Origin of the sequence: Methylomonas koyamae (assembly GCF_019669905.1) — a bacterium.
Classification (GTDB): Bacteria; Pseudomonadota; Gammaproteobacteria; order Methylococcales; family Methylomonadaceae; genus Methylomonas; species Methylomonas koyamae.
On record NZ_AP019777.1, the window covers coordinates 242,058 to 262,226 of the forward strand.

Sequence of the window (20,169 nt, forward strand, 5' to 3'; positions counted from 1 at the left end):
GGCGATCTTAACATGGATATGAACAAAAATAAGTTTGTCATACGCGCTCGCGCCGTTGCCCATTCGGGTAGGCGTAATAGCGGACTGGGAATGGAATGCAGCGGGGCGCCGTCAGGAAAGCGGCGGATCGTCTTGCAGCGAGAAAATGATCGGCACCAATACCGAGCTGGCGACGGCGATGTCGTCGCGCTTGGCCGGCACGAATCGCCATTGTTTGACGGCCTCCAGCGCCGACTCGTCGAGCATGTCGTGGCCGCAACTTTGCTCCAGCGCGACGGCTTCGGCGCGGCCCTCGGCGTCCACCTGCACCCGCAGCAAGACCTTGCCCTGCCAGCCCCGGCTGCGGGCAATGCTCGGATATTCGGGTTTCGGGTTGTGTTGATAAGCCGCGCTCAAGTAGGCCTCGGTGAACGCCGGACGTTCGCCGCCGGCGGCGGCATCCGGGGCAAGCTCGGGCCGGCTGATGGGATTTTCGGTTTTCGGGGCCTGATCCAGGACCTGATCGAACGCCGAAAAATCGGAGGCCGGCGCTTGGGGGACGATGGTTTTCAGTTTGGGCTTGGGTTGCGGCTTTTTCTTGGCCGGTTTGGCCGCTTGCGGCGGCGCTGGCCGGGCCGGCGCCGTCTGCGCCGCCCGGATCTTGATGGTGGAAACTTGCATCGCTATCGGTTGCGCGACCGCCTGGGCCATACTGGGGCAGAACAAGCAGCGGACGCCGAAAAAATGCATCGCGGCCACGGCCGACAGGATCGCCGCCAAAACCGAAAGGTTAGACGAACGCTCCTTGTGGTAGTCACCGGCGGCGGGCGCGGACTCGCTCCGCAGACCTTTGGCGGCGAACGGCGCCGGCGGGTTTCGAGCAATAACAAATCCGTTTTGGTCAGCTCTGGGAGTTAGCACGCAACTGCTGTTTGACTTAAGAGAATTTCAAAAATTGTCCGATAAACGCAAAGAATTAGCCAGTCACGCAGCCTGCGGCCAATTGCCGCATCGATGCCGGGGCCGGACCGGGCGATTCTTGCGCCGTCGCCGCGGCGTATTACAACAGCGTGCGCTCGATAAACCAGTATGCGCCCACCAGGCAAACCAGCGCCGAGCAGCCCTTTAAAAACTTGTCGGCGTAAGGCTTGTTGTTCAGCCACCAAATCAGCGGCAATACGATAGACGCGACCGCGATTTGGCCGGCTTCGATGCCGAGATTGAACGACAGCAACGGCAGCAAAATGCCGCTATCGCCGGAGCTGATATCCAGCTCGCGCAACACGCTGGCGAAGCCGAAGCCGTGGATCAAACCGAATCCGAAGGTCAGCCATTGCCGGCCTTTCGGGTGCTCGCCGCGCACCAGGTTTTCGACGGCGACATACACAATCGTCGCGGCAATGAACGGTTCGACGAAACTGCTCGGCAAATCGACCAGATTCAAACCGGCGCAGGCCAGCGTGATGGAATGGGCTATCGTGAAAAAAGTGACGATTTTGATCGCCGGCCAGAAGCTGTGGGTCACCGCCAGCAGCGCGAACAGAAACAGCAGGTGGTCGTAACCGGTCAGGATATGTTCGACGCCCAGCTCGAAAAAGTCCGAAAAAGTCGAACTGGTGTGGTCTGAGCCAGCCTCCGCTCCACCGGCTTCGCCGACGTTCGCTTGCAATTGGTCGTCGTCGCGGCGCAGCATTTTCTCGGCAACCTGGTTGCCGGCGGCGTCGCGCACGGTCAAATGCTGTTGGTGGCCGTCCTGCAGCCAGGCCAAAAACTTGGATTGCACCGAAAATTGCCGTTTAGGCGTCGGCTGGTAACTGAATTCGACATGGGCATTGTTTTGGTCGTCGTAATTCACGATTCCCGGTTCGGTCGGCTGCACATCGACGCCGTCAATATTGACGCGGGTCTGCTCGGCCAACAGTTTTGCTACTGCGGGCTTAGCCGCCTCGCGTTCGGCGGCGCTGACCTCGGCATCCAGGTCGGTATCCATCGGCGAGAAGGCTTCGATGTCCTGCAAGGCGAAGGTCATTTTGGCGACGACGCGGTCGGCTTGCAACGCCAGTTCGATCGAGCTCAGCCCCGGTGCGTGTGCCGCAGCGACGCCGGAAAGCAACGCCAAAGCTAACGCCAGCCAAACCCTGATGCCGGCTAAGGCCGGCATTTGCCTGATTTTAGCCATCGGCTTTATTCCTGTTCTGCGGCGGCTTTACGTCGGCGGCGGATCAAAAAGATCAGAAAGGTCGCCACCAGTGCGATCGCGGTAGCGACGCCGCCGATCGCCAACCACGGCGTCTGCGAACCGCCCGGCGCCACGCCGACTTCCAGTGCGACGCGGAATTTATCGTCTTCCTCTATCGCATCGCCGATCAGCAGGTACAACACGTAATCGCCGGTTTTATCGACATCGGCCTGGGCTTCGACGGCGCCTTTCGGATACAGCTTGGCCGGGATTTCGGTCACGGTGCGAATTTCGCGAATGTCGTCCGGCGCTTTCTGCCCGGTTTTCTCGACTTCCACCAAGCGAATGCCGATCGGTGTACTGCGGATGTCGCGGTCGATCAAATCGGCGGTGAAAAACATTTTGCCGGCGCGCGGGATTTGCTGGCAAAACGGCACGAAAGCGGCTTTGGCGTCGGCGGTTTTGTCGTTCTTGTCAGGCTGCAGATAAGCGCTGAAGTGGACGGCGTAAAAATCGTTGGCGATGATGCAGTCCAGGTCCGGTCGGTTGCCCAAGGCATTGGATTGTTTGGCGCCGAAACCCAGTTTGTCGCAACCGCTCAGTAACACGGCGCAGAGCAGCGCCGACAACCAAAATGCGGGAAATCTGAGATTTGTCATGAGGATAGCCGGTTAAGGTTTGATGGTGAATTCGAATTTGCCGGTGACGATATGGGTATCTTCGGACACCACGCGGTAACGCACGGTATAGACGCCGGGCGCCAGCGTCGGCACGGTGGCGTGGATATTGGCGCCGTTGGTCAGGCTTTGCTCGACGTCGTGGTTGTCGACCCGCTTGCCGGTGCTGTCGATTACGGCCAGCGCCTTGTACTCGCTACGCACCGCGTCGTTGAACCACAAATCGATTTGTTTCGGCGACTCGGTCAGCGTCTCGTCCTTGGCCGGTTGCGACTTCACCAGAATCGCGTGGGCAAAGGCCGGTAGCGGACTCAACAGCGCAAGCGCCAGCAAGCCGGGTTTTATTATTGTTGTTATGTCTAACTTGGGCATGACCACCTCTTGAATGCGTAAAATCATTGTAAAACTGCTGCAGACCATTGTTTGCCGGTCGGGGACTGTTCCAGCCACATCGCTAAAAAACCGTTCGGCGTGGCGACGATGCGCGGAAAGGATGCCGAGGCGGGCGCTAATTGTCTAGCCGGTAACCAGTTCCGGCCGTTATCGGCCGATTCGCTGATATAGACCCGCGAACCCTCCGGCCCCAACGCATCCCACACCGCCACCAGCCGGCCGGCGCCGGCGGCGATATCGGCATGGAACGCCGGGCCTTCGCCCAAGCGTTGCGGCGGCGTCCAACTGGCGCCGTTATCGCCGGACTGCATATGATACAACCCAACCCGGTTTTCCGCGCCGGTCCAGACCACGCTGTGCAGCGATCCGTCGCCGGCCAGCGCCAAACCGCCGCCGTTATGCGGGCAACCGTCGAACTGCCAACCGAAAGCGCCGACCGTACTGGCCCGATGCCAACTCGCGCCGGCGTCGGCCGACTGCGCCAAAGCCATGTCGCGCGGCACCATGTCCCGGTACAGCGTATTGATGCTGCCGCCAGCCCCCGTCGCCAAACGGTTCCAGCAACAGGAACAACTGGTGTCGTCTATGGTTTGCGCCAACTCCCAATGTTGTCCCGCGTCGCTGGAGCGGGCGTAACGCAGCCCTTGGTAGCCGTTTTCGTCCCGGTCGTCCAGCCAGACGGCGTGGAAGCGGCCGTCGGCGTCGGCCAGCAAATCGGGATGGGATTGGTCGGCGTCGCTGCCGGTCGGTTTGGCGCCGGCCGTCCAGGTTTGCCCGCCGTCGGTGGAATACGCGCTGGCCAGCGGCCCCATGCCCGGCAGTTCGCCGGTGGCTTGCCAAACCGCCAGCAGTTTTTCGCCGCTGGCGGCGATTTGGATGTCGTTGCCGGCTTTGGATTCGATGGGGCGGCCGGCGGCCGGCGCGATGGCTTGCGGCGACGACCAATGCCTGCCGCCGTCCTCGGAATACACGTACGCGGTATAGAGTGTTTTAGTATCGGCGGCCGTGGCGACGAACGCGGCGTGCACCGTATTCCGGTCCAGGTAAACATCGAAACTGGCGACGCTTTGCAAATGCAAGCCTTGCAGATCGACAGGTACGGATGCCGCCGCAGCCAGCGGCTTTGCGGCGGCCGGCCCAAGTTCGAGCGGCTCGCCGCAACCGGACAATACCGCAACGGCCAATAACGGCATCCAACAAAAAGCGGCCGGCGAATTCGACATGGCTTTATAACTCGTTGATCGAAAACCGCCGATTACACCACATTGCAAGCGAAAGCAGAATCGGCAACGCGCTGTTTTCGGGCGCGTGCGAACGTGTTTCCGCCAACGCCGCCGCGACCGCGCTAAGTCGGCCCATCCGCTGCAACCAAACGCAGCCGGGCTTGCAAGCCGCCCAGCGCCGATTTGGCGAAGCCGATCTCGGCGCCGTGCAAGGCGACGATGCGCTGGGCAATCGATAAACCCAAACCGCTGCCCTCGGCGGTGTTCGCGGTTTCTATGCATCGGTAAAAACGCTGGCTCAGGCGTTCGTATTCGCTATCGGCCACACCCGGCCCGTCGTCGTCTACCGTAAGGCAAACCCAACCATCTTCGCGGCGGCAACTTGCCCGCACCAAACCGCCTTCCGGCGTGTATTTGACGGCGTTATCCAGCAGGTTGCGCAATAAGATTTGCAGCAATTGCGGATTCGCTTCGACCGCCAGGCCCGCTTCGCCCTGCAATTCCAGGTCGATGCGTTTGGCGTGCGCCAGATGGTCCAGATCGGCAATGGTATCGGCCATGGCCTGGTAGGCGTCGACCCGCTGCATCGCAATCCCGGCCTGGTGTTGCACTCGCGACAAGGTTAACAGTTGTTGCACCAGATGCGTCATTCGGACTACCGCCTGCTGTGCCTTGGCGATAGCCTGGGCGCGCATGGCGGGGTCGACGGTTTTTTGCGCCACCTGCAATTGGGTGTGCAGGCCCGCCAACGGCGTGCGCAATTCGTGCGAGGCGTCGGAGGTAAAATTGCGTTCGTTGGCGAAGGCTTGCTCCAGCATGGCGAACAGGCTGTTGATTTGCTGCACCACCGGCCGAATCTCGTCCGGTAAGCTCTGTTCCGACAACGGCTGCAGGTAGCCGGCCTCGCGGCTGGCCAATTCCCCCCGCAAGCGGTTGACCGGCGACAGCGTGCGGCTGACGATCCACCAGATCACCGCGCCTAAGATCGGCAATGCAATCAGGAATCCGACGATTTGCTGGCCGGCGATGCTCTCCACCAGTTGCCGGCGGATGTCGTCGCGTTGGCCGACGTGGATCACATACTCGCCGTTTTCGCTGCTCAGGCTGAATACGTGCCAGAGCTGTTCGTTGATTGCCGTTTCGCTGTAGCCGTTACGGACCAGCGACAATGCAAATTCGGGTGCGCTTTCCGAACGCAGGATCACGCCGTCCTTGACCGAGCGTAACTGGAAGGCAATTTTGCGTTCGTATTTGTGGCCGAGAATCGGGGTATCGAACAACTCCGGGGTTTTCTCGCGCTCCCACAGCTTGGTCAACGCCCGCTGACGCAGCATGTTTTCGACGAAGGCGTGCACCACCCGTGCCGATTGCGCCAATTCTGCATTGAACAGCTCGGCGATTTCGTCGCGGGTCTGCCGGTAATTGACGTAAGCGGTGACGCCCCAGACCAGCACTAGAGAAGACAGCAGCGACAGCAACAACTGCTTTTTCAACGAACGCGGCGCCAGCCGCAGACGCTTGGCCATCAGTTGTCGTCGATGATGTAACCGACGCCGCGGATGGTCCGAATCAAGTTGGTGTCGAGTTTTTTCCGCAAATGATGGATATGCACTTCGACCGCGTTACTTTCCACCTCGGAACCCCAAGCGTATAGCGCTTCTTCCAGACGGGCGCGGGAAATCACCTGGCCGACGTGGCTGATCAGATAACTGAGCACCTCGAATTCCTTTTGCGCCAGATCGACCGGCTGGCCGTGGTAAAACACCTGGTGCGCGGCCGGATCGACGGTGACGCCTTTGTGCTCCAGCAGCGGCAGGCTGTGGCCCTCGTGGCGGCGGGCCAGCGCGCGCAAGCGGGCGCAAATCTCGGCCAAGTCGAACGGCTTGGCGACGAAATCGTCGGCGCCGCTATCCAGCAAAGCCACCCGTTCGGCAACGCCGTCGCGGGCGGTCAACACCAGTACCGGCGTGCTGTCCTTCCGCCGGCGCAGGTTTTTCAAAACCGTCATGCCGTCCATCCGCGGCAGGTTAAGATCCAATACGATCAGATCGTAATGGTTCAGTTTCAATGCCTCGTCGGCCTGAGCGCCGTCGGTCAGCCAATCCACTGCGTAACCTTCCAACGTCAAGCCGGCCTTCAGGCCGTCGCCTAAAATGGCATCGTCTTCTACCAACAACAATCGCATGATTCATCCACCTGTGCCGGATTTAATTGCGCGGCATTGTAGCAAGGAATTTACCGGCAATCGTGCGGCCGGTATCGGGAAGAGAGGACGGGCTTAGCGTTGCAACTGAGCCAAGCGGGCTTGGGCTGCGGCGGCGAATTCGCTGCCGGGTTGTTTGGCGACGATTTGTTGCAGCACGGCGACGCTGGCATTCTCCAACAACGCGATGGCGTGCAGCCGGACCGAGGCATGGTGTGCGTTCAGCGCAGCCAATTCGGTCAGATAAGGACTGGTGCCGTTCAGTAATTTCAAAATGACCCGTTCGGGGTCTTCGGTGAACAGGTCGCGCACCAACTCGCCGTATTGCTCCTGCAAACGAATCAGTTCCCGGCGGTCGAGTTTTTTCGGTTCGGTAGGGTCGTCGCAGCAGGCCATCGCTATCAGGCTGCTTGGTTATGTTCGGCGATCAATTGTTGAAATTCGTACTCGCAGCCGCCGCAACCGGACGCGGCGCCGGTGATGCGGGAGATGCGCTCCGGGTCGGTAATGCCGTCGTCGAGCAGTCGTTTGATTTGCTGCGAGGTGGTGCCGCTGCAGTAGCAGATTAAGTCGTTGTCGGTATCAGGTTTTGTAGCATTCATGGGGAATTATGTCGATTACGGTAGTCGCTCCAGGCAGTATGTCGAGTTGGCCTATCGGATAAAGAAGCAAACCCGGATATGCTTGGTATTGCATGGTTGGACCGACTCAGCGGGCCAACTCTGCCTACTTTCAAGACCTTACGTCTAAACCAAGCCGGCTTTAATCGCCAAGAATTTCTTAATCAGCAGAGCGGCCAAGCTCAACAGGAAAAATGCCAGTAGCAACCAAGCCAAAGCATTCACCAGCTTCGACGCTCTCTGTTCGGAAAAGCCCGCTTTCCTTAAGATGAATTTCAGGCATAACCCGACAAACTCGATCAGCGAGATCAATAGATCCAGAATGATCGATGCTGCTTCGAACACCAGCCGGCGCTACAAAAACAACCCGTCAATTGGCGAAGACGCCGAGGCAAAACGTTTGCGCGGCATGCGTCCGGCCAGGAAAGCTTCGCGGCCGGCTTCGATGCCTTTTTTCATGGCCGAGGCCATCAACACCGGGTTTTTCGCAGCGGCAATCGCGGTGTTCATCAATACGCCGTCGCAGCCCAGTTCCATCGCGATTGCCGCATCGGAAGCCGTACCGACGCCGGCATCGACCAAAATCGGCACCTTGGCGTTTTCGACGATGGTCAGAATGTTGTAGGGGTTACGGATACCCAAGCCGGAGCCGATGGGTGCGGCCAACGGCATCACGGCGACGCAACCGATGTCTTCCAGCCGCTTGGCGGCAATCGGGTCGTCGTTGGTGTAGACCATCACGTCGAAACCGTCCTTGACCAGCAATTCGGCGGCAACGTAGGTTTCGGCAACGTCGGGGAACAAGGTTAATTGGTCGGCCAACACTTCCAGCTTGACCAGTTTATGGCCGCCCAGCAACTCGCGCGCCAGCCGGCAGGTGCGTACCGCGTCGTCGGCGGTGTAACAGCCGGCGGTGTTGGGTAGGATCGTGTATTTGTCCGGCGAAATGACATCCAGTAAGTTGGGTTCGCCGGGATTCTGACCGATGTTGGTGCGGCGGATCGCCACGGTGACGATTTCGGCGCCGCTGGCTTCGGTCGCTAGCCGGGTTTCTTCCAAATCCTTGTATTTGCCGGTGCCGACCAATAAACGCGAGCGGTATTGTTTGCCGGCCAGCGTGAAAAAATCGTCCTGGCCGCCGCCGATGGCTTGGACGATCTCCAGCCGGTCGTCGGCTTGCAGCCGCTGGGTTGCGTGTTGGGTAAAGGGCAGAATTTCTTTGTTCAATTCGACCGCGATACGTTTGCCGGCCAAGCCCAGCTCGGCAATCAGGTCGGCAACGGTAGCGTTTTCGCCGATTTCCCGGCTATCGCCGTTAACCAGTATTTTCATGGATTCAAACCTTGTGTGTATGGGCGGTGCGGCGGCGTTGCACGGCACCGGCCAGATGATGTAACAATTCGGCGCTGTCCTCCCAGCATAGGCAGGCATCGGTGATGCTCTGACCGTAAACCAGCGGCTTGCCTTCTTCGACGTCCTGGCGGCCGCCGACCAGATGGCTTTCCACCATCGCGCCGATAATGCGTTTGTCGCCGCCGCGGATTTGGTCGGCCACATCTTGGCCCACCAACATTTGCCGTTCGTATTTTTTCGAGCTGTTGGCGTGGCTGAAGTCGATCATGATATTCGGCCGCAATCCCGCCGCGACCAAACCTTCCGCGACCTGCTCGACGCTGACTTCGTCGTAATTCGGCCGATTGTTGCCGCCGCGCAGAATGATGTGGGCATCCTCGTTGCCGCGGGTAGAGAAAATCGCCGAGCGGCCTTCCTTGGTCAAAGACAGAAAGTGGTGCGGGCTCATCGCCGCATTGATGGCATCGATCGCGATTTTGATGCCGCCGTCGGTCGCGTTTTTGAAGCCGACCGGGCAGGACAAACCGGATGCCAATTCGCGGTGCACCTGGCTCTCGGTGGTGCGGGCGCCGATCGCGCCCCAGGAAATCAGGTCGGACACGTATTGCGGCGTGATCAAGTCCAGGTATTCGGTTGCAGCCGGTACGCCCAGATTATTGACGTCCAGCAATACCTGGCGCGCCAGGCGCAAGCCCTTGTTGATGTTGAAACTGGCATTCAGATCGGGGTCGTTGATCAAGCCTTTCCAGCCGACCGTGGTACGCGGTTTTTCGAAATAAACCCGCATGACGATGACCAAATCGTTTTGCAGTGCATCCATTTCCCGTTTCAAACGTTGTGCGTATTCGACTGCGGCCTGTGGATCGTGGATCGAGCAGGGCCCGATGATGACCAGCAGCCTGTCGTCTTCACCCGTCAGAATGTTATGAATTGCCGCCCGCGTTTTCAGAATATTGGCTGCCGCGAATTCCGTCATCGGAATTTCTTCATGAACCTGAATCGGCGCCACCACGTCCTTGGTTTCGCAAATTCTCAAATCATCGGTGTTATAGTTGGTAGACATGACGCTTAGCAATGAGCTTTTCTGTAGGTGAATTTAAACGGTTATTTTAACCATTTTGCCGGCAGGATGTTGCAAACTAAGCTCGATCCGACCCGAGAATTCCAACTATGACAGAAGAAAGAGCCATTAAACGCTGCTTGACGGTTTGTTTGGCGCAATCGTTCCGTTTTTCGGCGCTACGGGAAAAACTGCTGGAAACCACCCGCGCCCAGTTGTTCCGCAATACATTGATCGTCGATTACAAAACCGGCTACGCAATCGTGTTCGCTTACGGCGTGATGGTATGCTGGAACCTGAATCTGGACGACCGGCGCAGCCTGCAGGAGTTGTTGCTGGATTATGCGATCAAGCCGGACGAGGAGCCGCAAGAGGACAATTTCAGTTACGAAGTCGGTTGCGAGCAGGACCGCTTCCAGCACGACCATATCGAATTGCAGTCGGCGGACGTTAAAGTGCTGCTGGCCTTGTCGCATGCGATGGCGCAGTCGATCAAGTTAGCGTCTTACGAAGGTCACGCCATCGACACCATCCGCGCCACCGCCCATTTGCCGCAATCGCTGGCCCGAGACGGCAAGATCAAACTGAATCGCAAAGCCATGGCCAAGATCCGCGGCAAATTGTTTCTGACCAAGAGCGACATCATCCTCAACTACGACCTGCTAGATACGCCGGAATTTTTCTGGGAACATCCGGAATACCAAGGCATTTATTCGATGGCGGCGAATTATCTGGAGATTCAGCCGCGCACCGACGTATTGTCAAAAAAGCTGGAGACAATCCACGAACTGCTGGAAATGCTGGCCGACGAACAAAAACACCAGCATTCGTCGACTTTGGAATGGATCATCATCTGGCTGATAGCGGTGGAAATCGTAATGTCGATTTTGGATAAGGTGTTTTGATTAGTTTCAGGTATAGCGCTTGTGATCATCGCTTTCTTCAATGCCAGCCTGATCAACAACAAACTGCCCATCCCGTTTCCAACATCTTTTTACAACTTGCCAGACCCTCGGCACCTGCTCTTCGAACTCGACCGCAAACTGGGCGACAAAACAAACTTGAGCGGCATCGGCGCGACTGCCAACTCGGAACGCACCATCAGCTTAGCCTGCCCAACTCCGCAGCCAAACGCAACCAGCCGGCTTCGCCCCCAGGCAAGCCGAAGCGTAAGCTGGATGGGGAATCGAACAAACGGGTTAGAATCCCTTGCCTGGCCAATGCATCGTGCAACGATGCTGCATTTGCATTGGCTACCCACTGAAACAAATCGCAGCCGCCGGCCGGCGTAAAACCGGCGGCATCCAGCAACTGCCGCAAGCGTCGGCCCTGTTGCTTCAGCTCGAGAGTATTTTTCTGCTGCCAGCCGCTATCCGCCAACGCCGCTGCGGCCACGTAGCGGCTGGGGTAGCTGATCGGCCAAGGCCCTAGGGCTTCTGCCAGCCGCGCCAGCAGCCTGGCTTCGGCGATGGCAAATCCACAGCGGATCCCGGCCAAGCCGAAAAACTTGCCGATAGAACGCAACACAACCAGCCCCGGACGTACCGGCAACGCCGACAAACTGTATTCCGGCATAGTGTCGATGAAGGCTTCGTCGACAATCAACCAGCCGCCGCGCCGGTGCAAATGGCGATGCCAACTCAATAAGCGGTCCGGCTCCCACAGCCTGCCGGTCGGGTTATTCGGATTGACAACGATCAAAACGTCCAAATTGTCCAGCGCCTGCTCGACAGCCTCGGCTTGTGCTGCCAATTCGATCAAGTGATGGCCGGCGTGGCGCCAATTTGCGGCGTGCTCGGCGTAGGCCGGAGCCAGTACGCCAACCCGCGACTGGCGACGCAACTGCGGCAGAGTTTGAATCGCCGCTTGGGAACCGGCCACCGCCAGTATCGAGGCATTCCGATAGTAAGCCTGTGCTGCCGGCATTAATGCGTCGTCGTCTTCCGGCAAGCGCTGCCAACACTCGGCGGGCACTGCCGGCACCGGCCAGCCGTTCGGATTGACGCCGGTCGAGAGGTCCAGCCATTGCGGCAATGGAATGCCGTAACGGTTCGCCGCCTGCCGCAAACGGCCGCCATGCTCAAGCAAACCCGCCTCCGATCGCGATCAGAATCAACCACAGGCCCAGTACGCGATAGACCAGGCCGCCGGCGCGGGCGATGTCGCCGTTCTCCGCAGTCTGCTCGCCGCCGAACCAGGGCTTGGCTTTCAACTGGCCGCGGTAGACCGCGGGGCCGCCTAAGCGCAGATTCAGCGCCGCGCCGCCCGCCGCCATGACCGGGCCGGCATTTGGACTTTCCAGCAAGGCGGCTTGCTCCTTCCAGGCCAGTAACGCCGGGCCGGTGCGGCCCAGCAAGGCATAGCCGAACGCCGTTAACCGGGCCGGAGCCCAGTTCAGGACATCGTCCAACCGAGCCGCGGCCCAGCCGAAATATTGGTAGCGGCGGTTACGGTAACCCCACATCGCATCGAGAGTATTGCTGAAACGGTAGAGCAATGCGCCGCAAGGACCTGCAACGATGAACCAGAAAATCGGCGCAAACACCGCATCGGCGCCGTTCTCCAATACCGATTCGATCGCCGCCCGCCTGACGCCGGCTGCATCCAAATCGGCAGTTTCGCGGCTAACCATGTAGGCCACTCGGGACCGAGCCAGCTCCAGATCCCCCGCCGCCAATGCCGTCCGCACCGCTTCGGCATGCTGTTGCAGGCTGCGCGGAGCGATGCAGAAATACAGCAATATGATGCCGAACAAGGTTTGCCATGCTTCGGTAAGCAGCAATAGCGGCAACGCTGCGGCGCAAGGCAGCAAAGCCAACAGCAATGCGCAAACGCCGGCAATCTTTTGCCGTGCCGGGGTCTGCTCGGGTATGAGCAGGCGCTGCTCCAGCCAAGCAGCCCAACGGCCGAAGGCGGCTAGCGGATGGTAAGTATTGCCCGGCTCGCCCAAAACATAATCCAAGGCGACGGCCAGTAGCACAATCGAGAACAACGCCATTCAACAATGCAAACACGGGAGCCGGCAACGCCAATCCGGCGCACTGGCTATCGGGAAGGGAACGGGGCGGGCCAAGCCGCCCCGGATCGATTTAAGCCGCGTGCCGCGCGGCTTTAGAGGCGAGCATGGCTTTGCCGGCTTTAACCAAGCCGAAAATGACTACGCCGTAAATCAAGGTTGACGATAAGTGCGGCAGATAGTACATCGCCGCCCGCTCCAGATATTGGCCGAACGACGGCTCGGGATAACGGCCGGACAGCCAGTAAAAGCTACCGTTGGAGATCAAAAACGCTACTGTGGCGGCGGCCCACAATGCGGCGAATTGCTGTGCGGCCGACACCGCGGTCAGCGTCGTGAATTTGCGGCACCAACGGCCGCCCAACCACATCGCCGCATAAGAGCCGATCAAAAAGCCGTAGGCGTTGGAGACGCAAAAATCGCTGACGCCCAGCTTGGTAATCGCCAAATAGTCGATCAAACCGGCTTCCAACAGCAGCAGTGCGAACAAGTAGCGGCCGCCCAACCACAGGCCGGCGCAGAAGAACACCGCCAGCGATGCGTCGGGCAGCGCAAACGGAGTACCGAAATGGTGAAAACGGGTCGCGGCCATCAACGCCATCAACGCCACGGCGCCGGGTTTCACGGCCAAAAATCGATTCGAGTTCATAGTAGTCTCCGAAAAAGTCAGTAATTGTAATGGATAGAGAAAAAGAAATTTCTACCGAAATTGTTGTAAGTGCTGAGGGTTTGGTATTGCTGGTCGAGCATATTATTGAGTTTGGCGCTGAACATCCAATGTTTATCGACATGGTAAGCGGCGCGAACATCGATCGTCATGAATGCGCCCAAGCGGACCGTATTGGCCGTATTGTCGAAACGTTCGCCCTGAGCCAGCACCGCAGCACCGACATCGAACGCTGCGAAACTGCGCGAAACGTCGTACGACAAGGTCTGGGTGGCGCGCCGCGGCAAGCGCAAATTGTTGGCCCGGTCTTTTGGCGTCAGCAAATTCATACTCAACTTGTTATGCCAACCGAGTAAGTCGCCGGAGATTTCCGCCTCGATGCCGTCGATCTGCGCCTTGCCGATGTTTTGCGCCGTCAACGGCCGGCCGCTGAATACGATCAGCTGGTCGATGTTGCTATGGTAAGCGCGAATTTCCCATTGCATCCAACCATGGTTGCCGGCCAAGCCGCCTTCGAAATTGGTCGACTGTTCGGCTTGCAGATGCGGATTGCCGAAGCCCGGAAAATACAACTGGTTGAAGGTCGGGGCCTTGAAGGCGTTGCCGAAGCTGGCGAACGCGCTCAAGCCGTGGTCCCAATTGAAACGCCAACCGAAGTTTCCGGTCAGACTGCTGCCGAAGGCCTGGTTTTCGTCCCAACGCAACGAGGCATTGGTGAAATGCCGCTCGAACCAACGGCTGTGCAATTCGATAAAACCGCCGGCATCGTAGCGCGAATTTTCCGCATAACGCGTCGTGCTTTCGACTTGGTCCAGCCGGTAGTCCGCCCCCAGCGTCAATTGCTGGGTCTTGTGCAGATTGAGCTGGTTCAACCAGCTTGCGTTCCAGCGCGTGGTATCGAAGTTAGTGGCGAATGCGCCGGAATGGCGGAACTGGTCGGCCTCGTCCAGACTCTGGCCGACCCGCAAAGTCGAACGCCAGACGTCGTTGAGGTCGGCGCTGGCCGATGCGCCCACCGTTTGATTGATGAACAGCGTCGTGCTGCTGGTGGCGTTATCGATTTCGGTTTCGCCCTCGGCGCGCAAAAAGAATGCCTCGAGCTCGGCGCCGTTATCGAAGCGATAGCCGGCCTTGGCATTCAAGCCGGTATTGTTGTAGCCGTCGCGATCCGGGTTGAAGCCGTTGGCTACCGTGGTACCGCTCTGGGCATTGATCCCCTGGCTGCCGAACTGCGAAGCGCCCAGGCTGTACCAGGCCCGCCCCCATTTGCCGTTGATTGCCGCGGAGCCCTGGTAGCTATCGTAAGAACCGCCGCCGGCTTCCAGCGCAATATTTGGCCGCGCGCTATTGCCGCCTTTACGGGTAAAAATCTGAATCACGCCGCCGATGGCTTCCGAGCCGTACAAACTGGATTGCGGCCCGCGAATGATCTCGACCCGTTCGACCTGGTCGACCGGAATAAATTGAAACGGCGTCGTGCCGGTGGTAACCGAACCGACCTTGATGCCGTCGACCAACACCAGTACGTGGTCGGCATTGGTGCCGCGCATGTAAACGTTGGTGTCCTTGCCGTAACCGCCGCTTTGCACCATGTCGATACCGGTCGACCCTTTCAACAGCTCGGGCAGAGTTCTGACTTGCAAACGTTCGATATCCTGCCGGGTATAAATCGTCGTCGCGGTCGCCAGTTCGTTTTGGTTGCTGTCCGAGCGCGTCGCCGTCACGACGGTTTCGGGTAAATTGGCGGCCTGCTCGGCGGCAAAGCCGGGTAGAAACGCGCCGATGCCGGCCAGCGGCAAAGCCATGATAATTTTGTTTTGCATAACGTCCTCTGCGCCCACCGCGCATCCGGGTAAAAAATGACAGAGGAGAAATCGGCGAGAGAATAGGCGGAGAACGGGCTGGGCGCGGGCTCTGACCATTCCGTAACAGCCCTCCGCTGTCTCGAATGATCTTCCGGGCCAGTCTCCGGGCTCATAAGCGGCTTGAGGGCCTAAACCGCGCACCTTCCCATGCGAAACGCACAGTGGCAAAAACGCGGTTCTTTACTTATCTACCGTTGCGGGGGCAGCGTCGGCATGGGCAAAACGAAATTTGCCGCACCGACTTCCTGTTTAAGTTTGGCCGAGATTTCGGTACCAACACCTGAAAGAAGGTCGGGGATTGTAGTGGATCGAGAAGGGTCAGGCAAGGCAAGCCGCCTGCCAAGTTCTATCCGAACCAACGATAGGCCGAAATTAACGCGGTGCGGCGGCTTGGGTTAGACTGGTTCAATTTATCGCAGCAGGTAGGAGACCGGACATGCAAGTCGTTACCGCTACCGAGGCCGACATTCCGGCCCTGTGCCGCCTGTTGGCGCAATTGTTCGAACAGGAAGCCGAATTTGTCGCGGACGAAACCGCGCAACGCCGCGGCTTGAGCCGAATCATCGCCGATCCGCAATTGGGCCGGATTTTCGTGGCGCGCCGCGACGGCGAAATTCTGGGCATGGCCAATCTGCTGTTCAGCGTATCGACGGCGCTGGGTGCGCCGGTGGCCTGGCTGGAGGATATGGTGGTGGATTCCGGCTTTCGCGGTGAGGCGGTCGGCTCGGCATTGTTGCAGCATGCGGTCGAGTTCGCCCAACAACGGGGCTGCCGGCGGATCACGCTGCTAACCGATGCCGACAACAGCGCCGGGCAACGTTTTTACCGGCGCCACGGCTTCGAGTTGTCGCCGATGCGGCCGATGCGGCGGCTGTTGCCGTAAGGCCGCGCCGCATCGGCTAAGGCAAGATCAAGCGGTCAGTTTCAGATACTTGCGGTACAACGAGTCCTTGTCTTCGGCATGGTCCGGATCCTTGTCGATGCAGTCCACCGGACAGACTTCCATGCATTGCGGCTTGTCGTGGTGGCCGACGCATTCGGTGCATAAGGACGGGTTGATCACATAAATCTCGTCGCCCTGGGAAATCGCGCCGTTCGGGCATTCCGGCTCGCAGACATCGCAGTTGATACAGTCGTCGCTGATGATAAGCGCCATAATTACTCCTCGGAAAATTTTTCGGTTAAACGTTGTTTGACCAGGTCGGGCACGAAACTGGAAACATCGCCGTGCAATTGGGCGATTTCGCGAATCATGCTCGACGAGATGAATTCGTATTGTTCGGCCGGGGTCAGAAACACGGTCTCGATGTCCGGACACAAACGCCGGTTCATACCGGCCAATTGAAATTCGTATTCGAAATCCGATACCGCGCGCAAGCCGCGGATGATGACGCTGGCCAGGTGTTGGCGAGCGCAATCCACCAACAGCGTGTCGAAACCGATCACGCTGACATTGCTGAATTCGGTGACCACATCGCGAATCAGCGCCACCCGCTCGTCCAACGAAAACAGCGGCTTTTTACCCCGGCTGACGGCAACTGCGACGATTACATGCGGATAAAGCCGGGAGGCGCGGTGAATCAAATCCAGATGCCCGTTGGTAATCGGATCGAAGGTACCGGGATAGATTGCGGTGATATTCATTGGCTTGGCAAACGGCAAAAGGGACTCATTCTAAACCATTCGCCGAATTAAAAGCAGCGGGCTGCCTTTGCAGTAGCCGATAACAGACTTCGCCGGCCACCTTTTCCTTCAATAAGCCCCAGTTTGCCGGCAAATCCGCCGTTTGCCAGTTTTTTTCGCTTTCCAGATAAATTTTTGCGTAATCCTTCAGCCAGCCTTGGCTTTCCAGCAAGCGGCAAGCGGACTCCAACAAACCTTGGCCGAACGGCGGGTCCAGGAATACCAGATCGAATGCCTGGGCCGGTCCGGCCAGATAGGCGGCGGCGTCTTGCTGCACCACCTGAATCTGGCCGGCCGCCAAGCGGGCGATATTCTCGCGCAAGCGTTTGCAATTGCCGGCGCTATCCTCGACCTGCACCACCAATTTGGCGCCGCGCGAAGCGGCTTCGAACCCTAACGCGCCGCTGCCGGCAAACAAATCCAGGCAGCGGCTGCCGTAAATATCGGCCTGCAACCAATTGAACAGCGTCTCCCGCACCCGCGACGGGGTCGGCCGCAGTCCCGGCGCATCGTCGAAAACGATTTGCCGGCTGCGCCATTCGCCGCCGATGATGCGGATTTGGTTAGCCATCAGGATTTTTGCCCTACCGTGACGGTTTGCAGCAATTCCGGTTTGACCCGGCGTTTGAACGCGTCCTTGATCTGCTCGACCGTGACCGCTTCGACCTTGCTTTGGAAGGTGTCCAAATAATCCAGAGGCTGTTGGTAAAAGCCGATCATCGCCACGTAATCGCTGAGCTTGCTGTTGGTATCGAAACGCATGGCAAAGCCGCCGGTGATGTTTTGTTTCGCCGCCGTCAACTCCTTGTCGGTCGGGCCTTTTTCCAAAAATTCGGCAAAAGTTTTGCGCAACACGCCGAGCGCTTGCTCGGTTTGGTCGTTACGGGTCTGCAGGCTCATCATGAACGGGCCCTGCCGATACAGCGGCGCGAACACGCTATAAGCGCCGTAGGCCAAGCCGCGCTTTTCCCGGACTTCCTCGAACAAGCGCGACACCATGCTGCCGCCGCCGAGGATGTGGTTGCCGACGTACAAGGCAAAATAATCCGGGTCCTTGCGGTAGGTGCCGGGCAAGCCGACCAGCACGTGGGTTTGGCTGGATGGAAATTCGATATGCTGGGTCGTAGTCTGGCTCGGCATCGTCACCGGCGGAATTTCCGCCGGCTTGCTGCCGACCGGCAGTTTGCCGAGCAATTGGTTTGCGGTGCGTTCGGCCTGCTCGCGGCTGACGTCGCCGACGATGACGACGATGGCGTTGGCGGCGACGTAATACTTTTGGTAGAACGCCTTCAGATCGTCAGCCGTGAAGCCGGCGACGGTCTGGACGATGCCGGTTTCCGGATGCGCATAAGGATGTTCGCCGTATAGCGCTTTGCCGAAGGCGATGCTGGCCAATTCGCCGGGCGATTCTTCCCGGTGTTTCAAACCGGCCAGGGTTCTGGCTTTTTCGCGTTGGAAGTCGTCTTCGCGAAACGCCGGCCGGCTCAACACGGTTTCGAAGGTTGCCAAGGCCTTGTCGAACAAAGCCTGCTCGGTCAAGGTGCGGACCGACAACCAAGCCATATCTTCGCTGACGCCGGCCGAATATTGGGCGCCGACCGATTCGAAACGCTGGGCGATGTCGTCTGCGCTCCAATCGCCGGCGCCGCTGTCCAACAAGGCCGAAGTCAGCGCGGCGACGCCGAATTGGCTGTCATCGCGCGCGCTGCCGGCATCGAACACCACCCGCACGTCCGCCATCGGCAAGCCGGCGGTGCGCACGTAGTAAACCCGGCTGCCCTGCGCGGTTTGCCAATGTTCGATTTTGGCCGCCGGCCAGGCCAATTGGCTGAATGCCAGCAACAACAGGCCGATTAAATTAAAACGCATGGTGAACTCCTGTCAGTTTTTTCGGTTTGGCGGCTTCGGTGATCGGTTGCGGGTCCAGGTAGGCCACCGTCAGCGTGTCTTCGATCAGGTATTTGCGCGCGACTTCGCGTACTTGTTCCGCAGTGACCTGATTGATTTTGGCGACGTATTCGTCGGCGCGTTGCCAGCCCAAACCGACCGTTTCCAGCGTACCCAACTGCATGGCTTGGTAGAAGTTGGAATCTTTCTGGTAGACCGAGCTGGCCAGTACCTGGGCCTTGATCCGCTGCAACTCGTCCTTGTCGATCAGCTCGTTTTTCAACTGGTACACCTCGTCGAGTAGGGCGTATTCCAAATCGAACACGGTTTTGCCGTCGGCGGGCGTGCCTTCCAACAGGAACAACTCGGGCAGGCGCGAAGTCAGGTCGTAACCGGCACCGGCCGACACCGCGATCTGTTTGCCGCGCACCAAGCGCGACGGCAAGCGGGCGCTGTCGCCGCCGTCCAGCACGCCGGCCAGCACTTCCAAGGCGTAAGCTTCCCATTCCGGCTTGGCGGAGTTCAACACCGGCACTTTGTAGCCCATCATCAGGTAGGGCAATTTGGCCGGCGCCTTGACCGTGATCCGGCGCACGCCGCGCTGTTCGCTTTCGGCCTGCGGCTTGACCGGCTTGATCGTGCTGGGTTGCAGCGGTGCGAAATATTGTTCGGCCAATTTCTCGACCTGTTTGGCGTCGACGTCCCCGACCACGACCAGGGTGGCGTTATTCGGCGCATACCACTTTTGGTACCAGGCTTGCAGGTCTTCGATTTGGTAATTGGCGATGTCGGACGGCCAGCCGATCACTGGGTTCTGGTACGGGCTGTTGGTAAACGCCGCCGCCATGAATTGCTCGTGGACTTTGGCTCGCGGCTGGTCGTCGGTGCGCATCCGCCGCTCTTCGGTCACCACTTCCAGCTCTTTCTTCAACTCGTCGGCTTTCAGATTCAGGTTACGCATCCGGTCGCTTTCCAGCTTGAAGCTGATCTCCAGTCGCGACTTTTCTAGGGTCTGGAAATAGGCCGTGTAATCCTGGCCGGTAAAGGCGTTTTCGTTGCCGCCGTTCTCGGCGATGATGCGGGAAAACTCGCCGGCCGGATATTTTTCGGTGCCTTTGAACATCATGTGTTCCAGCATGTGCGAGATGCCGGTAATGCCGCCCGGCTCGTAGCTGGAGCCGACTTTATACCAAACCTGGGATACCACCACCGGCGAGCGATGGTCTTCCTTTACCAGTAGTTTCAAGCCGTTAGCGAAAACATGTTCGTACACCTTACTGTCTTCGGCGTGCGCCAGCACGACCGGACAAAGCAGCGTCAGCGCTGCAAGCCTGTGTTTCATAAATCCCTCGTTGACTAAAAGA

At 58.8% G+C, this 20,169-nt stretch carries 23 protein-coding genes and 1 riboswitch; of the genes, 2 read left to right on the forward strand and 21 right to left on the reverse strand.

What is annotated here, in order from left to right:
- Nucleotides 1-111 precede the first annotated feature (111 nt).
- From MKFW12EY_RS01150 to aroG, 12 genes are all read right to left on the reverse strand, one after another.
- Nucleotides 112-900: an energy transducer TonB gene (locus MKFW12EY_RS01150; protein ID WP_221053862.1), complete on the reverse strand. Its 789-nt coding sequence runs from the start codon at nt 898-900 to the stop codon at nt 112-114.
- Between the two features lie 139 nt (nt 901-1,039).
- A complete protein-coding gene (locus MKFW12EY_RS01155; RefSeq protein ID WP_054761220.1) occupies nt 1,040-2,158 on the reverse strand; it encodes a HupE/UreJ family protein in 1,119 nt (372 codons plus the stop codon).
- Between the two features lie 5 nt (nt 2,159-2,163).
- Entirely contained in the window at nt 2,164-2,817 is a 654-nt protein-coding gene (locus tag MKFW12EY_RS01160; RefSeq protein ID WP_054761222.1) for an LPXTG cell wall anchor domain-containing protein, read from the reverse strand.
- 12 nt (nt 2,818-2,829) lie between these two features.
- Nucleotides 2,830-3,234 (reverse strand): copper resistance CopC family protein, encoded by a 405-nt coding sequence (locus MKFW12EY_RS01165; RefSeq protein ID WP_231914826.1) that lies wholly within the window; start codon nt 3,232-3,234, stop codon nt 2,830-2,832.
- Nucleotides 3,231-4,451 carry a sialidase family protein gene (locus MKFW12EY_RS01170; protein ID WP_221053863.1) on the reverse strand — a complete coding sequence of 407 codons (1,221 nt, stop codon included), beginning with the start codon at nt 4,449-4,451 and terminating at the stop codon, nt 3,231-3,233. Before MKFW12EY_RS01170 ends, MKFW12EY_RS01165 begins: the two co-directional genes overlap by 4 nt.
- Before the next feature lie 122 nt (nt 4,452-4,573).
- Nucleotides 4,574-5,977 (reverse strand): ATP-binding protein, encoded by a 1,404-nt coding sequence (locus MKFW12EY_RS01175; protein ID WP_221053864.1) that lies wholly within the window; start codon nt 5,975-5,977, stop codon nt 4,574-4,576.
- Entirely contained in the window at nt 5,977-6,636 is a 660-nt protein-coding gene (locus MKFW12EY_RS01180; protein ID WP_054761226.1) for a response regulator, read from the reverse strand. Before MKFW12EY_RS01180 ends, MKFW12EY_RS01175 begins: the two co-directional genes overlap by 1 nt.
- Nucleotides 6,637-6,729: 93 nt before the next feature.
- Nucleotides 6,730-7,050, reverse strand: coding sequence for a hypothetical protein (locus MKFW12EY_RS01185; protein WP_054761228.1), 321 nt, complete (start codon nt 7,048-7,050; stop codon nt 6,730-6,732).
- Nucleotides 7,051-7,055: 5 nt separating this feature from the next.
- Nucleotides 7,056-7,256, reverse strand: a complete 201-nt coding sequence (locus MKFW12EY_RS01190; protein WP_054761230.1) for a (2Fe-2S)-binding protein — start codon at nt 7,254-7,256, stop codon at nt 7,056-7,058.
- 144 nt (nt 7,257-7,400) lie between these two features.
- On the reverse strand, nt 7,401-7,619 hold the full coding sequence (locus MKFW12EY_RS01195; RefSeq protein WP_054761232.1) for a hypothetical protein: 219 nt from the start codon (nt 7,617-7,619) through the stop codon (nt 7,401-7,403).
- 9 nt (nt 7,620-7,628) lie between these two features.
- Nucleotides 7,629-8,606: a sulfur carrier protein ThiS gene (thiS, locus tag MKFW12EY_RS01200; protein WP_221053865.1), complete on the reverse strand. Its 978-nt coding sequence runs from the start codon at nt 8,604-8,606 to the stop codon at nt 7,629-7,631.
- A 4-nt stretch (nt 8,607-8,610) separates the two neighbouring features.
- Nucleotides 8,611-9,690 (reverse strand): 3-deoxy-7-phosphoheptulonate synthase AroG, encoded by a 1,080-nt coding sequence (gene aroG / locus MKFW12EY_RS01205; protein WP_054761235.1) that lies wholly within the window; start codon nt 9,688-9,690, stop codon nt 8,611-8,613.
- A gap of 107 nt (nt 9,691-9,797) precedes the next feature.
- Between aroG and MKFW12EY_RS01210 the strand changes: the two genes are divergently transcribed.
- On the forward strand, nt 9,798-10,592 hold the full coding sequence (locus MKFW12EY_RS01210) for an RMD1 family protein (RefSeq protein WP_221053866.1): 795 nt from the start codon (nt 9,798-9,800) through the stop codon (nt 10,590-10,592).
- 196 nt (nt 10,593-10,788) lie between these two features.
- Here the strand turns inward: MKFW12EY_RS01210 and cobD are convergent, their stop codons facing one another.
- From cobD to MKFW12EY_RS01230, 4 genes are all read right to left on the reverse strand, one after another.
- Entirely contained in the window at nt 10,789-11,775 is a 987-nt protein-coding gene (gene cobD / locus MKFW12EY_RS01215; RefSeq protein ID WP_221053867.1) for a threonine-phosphate decarboxylase CobD, read from the reverse strand.
- Nucleotides 11,768-12,685 (reverse strand): adenosylcobinamide-phosphate synthase CbiB, encoded by a 918-nt coding sequence (gene cbiB, locus MKFW12EY_RS01220; protein ID WP_054761237.1) that lies wholly within the window; start codon nt 12,683-12,685, stop codon nt 11,768-11,770. The genes cobD and cbiB overlap by 8 nt, the downstream gene beginning before the upstream one ends.
- 91 nt (nt 12,686-12,776) lie before the next feature.
- Nucleotides 12,777-13,352 (reverse strand): hypothetical protein, encoded by a 576-nt coding sequence (locus MKFW12EY_RS01225; protein ID WP_054761239.1) that lies wholly within the window; start codon nt 13,350-13,352, stop codon nt 12,777-12,779.
- Between the two features lie 17 nt (nt 13,353-13,369).
- Nucleotides 13,370-15,193: a TonB-dependent receptor domain-containing protein gene (locus tag MKFW12EY_RS01230; RefSeq protein ID WP_221053868.1), complete on the reverse strand. Its 1,824-nt coding sequence runs from the start codon at nt 15,191-15,193 to the stop codon at nt 13,370-13,372.
- Nucleotides 15,194-15,312: 119 nt separating this feature from the next.
- Nucleotides 15,313-15,534: riboswitch (cobalamin riboswitch) on the reverse strand.
- 137 nt (nt 15,535-15,671) lie between these two features.
- Here MKFW12EY_RS01230 and MKFW12EY_RS01235 point away from each other — a divergent pair.
- Nucleotides 15,672-16,118, forward strand: coding sequence for a GNAT family N-acetyltransferase (locus MKFW12EY_RS01235; protein ID WP_054761241.1), 447 nt, complete (start codon nt 15,672-15,674; stop codon nt 16,116-16,118).
- Between the two features lie 27 nt (nt 16,119-16,145).
- On the opposite strand, the gene MKFW12EY_RS01240 is transcribed toward MKFW12EY_RS01235, so the two are convergent.
- The 5 genes from MKFW12EY_RS01240 to MKFW12EY_RS01260 are packed head-to-tail and all read right to left on the reverse strand — an operon-like array spanning nt 16,146 to nt 20,147.
- Nucleotides 16,146-16,391, reverse strand: coding sequence for a YfhL family 4Fe-4S dicluster ferredoxin (locus tag MKFW12EY_RS01240; protein WP_054761243.1), 246 nt, complete (start codon nt 16,389-16,391; stop codon nt 16,146-16,148).
- A gap of 2 nt (nt 16,392-16,393) precedes the next feature.
- Nucleotides 16,394-16,879, reverse strand: a complete 486-nt coding sequence (coaD, locus tag MKFW12EY_RS01245) for a pantetheine-phosphate adenylyltransferase (RefSeq protein WP_054761263.1) — start codon at nt 16,877-16,879, stop codon at nt 16,394-16,396.
- 25 nt (nt 16,880-16,904) lie between these two features.
- Complete coding sequence (gene rsmD, locus MKFW12EY_RS01250) at nt 16,905-17,489, reverse strand: 16S rRNA (guanine(966)-N(2))-methyltransferase RsmD (protein WP_221053869.1); 585 nt, start codon at nt 17,487-17,489, stop codon at nt 16,905-16,907.
- Nucleotides 17,489-18,787, reverse strand: a complete 1,299-nt coding sequence (locus MKFW12EY_RS01255; RefSeq protein ID WP_221053870.1) for a M16 family metallopeptidase — start codon at nt 18,785-18,787, stop codon at nt 17,489-17,491. The genes rsmD and MKFW12EY_RS01255 overlap by 1 nt, the downstream gene beginning before the upstream one ends.
- The gene (locus MKFW12EY_RS01260; RefSeq protein ID WP_054761245.1) at nt 18,777-20,147 is read right to left on the reverse strand and encodes a M16 family metallopeptidase; all 1,371 of its coding nucleotides are present in this window, start codon (nt 20,145-20,147) and stop codon (nt 18,777-18,779) included. Before MKFW12EY_RS01260 ends, MKFW12EY_RS01255 begins: the two co-directional genes overlap by 11 nt.
- Between the last annotated feature and the right edge of the window lie 22 nt (nt 20,148-20,169).

Bases quoted from the DNA above. Each gene is read 5' to 3' on its own strand.
- MKFW12EY_RS01155 (WP_054761220.1), bottom strand. From the start codon at position 2,158: ATGGCTAAAATCAGGCAAATGCCGGCCTTAGCCGGCATCAGGGTTTGG.
- MKFW12EY_RS01160 (WP_054761222.1), bottom strand. From the start codon at position 2,817: ATGACAAATCTCAGATTTCCCGCATTTTGGTTGTCGGCGCTGCTCTGC.
- MKFW12EY_RS01165 (WP_231914826.1), bottom strand. From the start codon at position 3,234: ATGATTTTACGCATTCAAGAGGTGGTCATGCCCAAGTTAGACATAACA.
- MKFW12EY_RS01170 (WP_221053863.1), bottom strand. From the start codon at position 4,451: ATGTCGAATTCGCCGGCCGCTTTTTGTTGGATGCCGTTATTGGCCGTT.
- MKFW12EY_RS01175 (WP_221053864.1), bottom strand. From the start codon at position 5,977: ATGGCCAAGCGTCTGCGGCTGGCGCCGCGTTCGTTGAAAAAGCAGTTG.
- MKFW12EY_RS01180 (WP_054761226.1), bottom strand. From the start codon at position 6,636: ATGCGATTGTTGTTGGTAGAAGACGATGCCATTTTAGGCGACGGCCTG.
- MKFW12EY_RS01185 (WP_054761228.1), bottom strand. From the start codon at position 7,050: ATGGCCTGCTGCGACGACCCTACCGAACCGAAAAAACTCGACCGCCGG.
- MKFW12EY_RS01190 (WP_054761230.1), bottom strand. From the start codon at position 7,256: ATGAATGCTACAAAACCTGATACCGACAACGACTTAATCTGCTACTGC.
- thiS (WP_221053865.1), bottom strand. From the start codon at position 8,606: ATGAAAATACTGGTTAACGGCGATAGCCGGGAAATCGGCGAAAACGCT.
- aroG (WP_054761235.1), bottom strand. From the start codon at position 9,690: ATGTCTACCAACTATAACACCGATGATTTGAGAATTTGCGAAACCAAG.
- MKFW12EY_RS01210 (WP_221053866.1), top strand. From the start codon at position 9,798: ATGACAGAAGAAAGAGCCATTAAACGCTGCTTGACGGTTTGTTTGGCG.
- cbiB (WP_054761237.1), bottom strand. From the start codon at position 12,685: ATGGCGTTGTTCTCGATTGTGCTACTGGCCGTCGCCTTGGATTATGTT.
- MKFW12EY_RS01225 (WP_054761239.1), bottom strand. From the start codon at position 13,352: ATGAACTCGAATCGATTTTTGGCCGTGAAACCCGGCGCCGTGGCGTTG.
- MKFW12EY_RS01230 (WP_221053868.1), bottom strand. From the start codon at position 15,193: ATGCAAAACAAAATTATCATGGCTTTGCCGCTGGCCGGCATCGGCGCG.
- MKFW12EY_RS01235 (WP_054761241.1), top strand. From the start codon at position 15,672: ATGCAAGTCGTTACCGCTACCGAGGCCGACATTCCGGCCCTGTGCCGC.
- MKFW12EY_RS01240 (WP_054761243.1), bottom strand. From the start codon at position 16,391: ATGGCGCTTATCATCAGCGACGACTGTATCAACTGCGATGTCTGCGAG.
- coaD (WP_054761263.1), bottom strand. From the start codon at position 16,879: ATGAATATCACCGCAATCTATCCCGGTACCTTCGATCCGATTACCAAC.
- rsmD (WP_221053869.1), bottom strand. From the start codon at position 17,489: ATGGCTAACCAAATCCGCATCATCGGCGGCGAATGGCGCAGCCGGCAA.
- MKFW12EY_RS01255 (WP_221053870.1), bottom strand. From the start codon at position 18,787: ATGCGTTTTAATTTAATCGGCCTGTTGTTGCTGGCATTCAGCCAATTG.
- MKFW12EY_RS01260 (WP_054761245.1), bottom strand. From the start codon at position 20,147: ATGAAACACAGGCTTGCAGCGCTGACGCTGCTTTGTCCGGTCGTGCTG.